Annotated in this window: 1 protein-coding gene; it reads right to left on the bottom strand. The window is 63.8% G+C overall.

The window, feature by feature from the left end; translation table 11 throughout:
* The coding region (locus tag AC5ZG1_RS44595) for a biotin carboxylase N-terminal domain-containing protein (RefSeq protein ID WP_496136600.1) at nt 1–398 on the bottom strand (398 nt) is incomplete at both ends.

The following is a 398-nucleotide window of genomic DNA, read 5'->3' as shown; positions in this document are numbered from 1 at the left end:
CGTCCTTGATGATGCCGAGATGGCCGGGCACGGTGGAGACGCCGGCCGCATTGGCGAACTTCTTCGATTCGATCTTGTCGCCCATCGCCATGATGGCCTTCGGCTTCGGACCGATGAAGACGATGCCCTTCTTCTCCAGCTCGGCGCAGAAAGAGGCGCGTTCGGACAGGAAGCCATAACCGGGATGCACCGCCTCGGCGCCGGTCGCCTTGCAGGCGGCGATGATCTTGTCGGCGACGAGATAGCTTTCCGACGCTGCAGCGGGGCCGATGTGGACCGCCTCGTCGGCCATTTCGACATGCAGCGCATCCCGATCCGCATCCGAGTAGACCGCAACGGTCGAAATGCCCATGCGGCGCGCGGTCTTGATCACGCGGCAGGCAATCTCGCCGCGATTC

The sequence above is a fragment of the Bradyrhizobium sp. Leo78 genome, from assembly GCF_059512425.1.
Note: the sequence above shows the minus strand (reverse complement) of the source record. Positions and strands in the feature narration are given on the sequence as shown.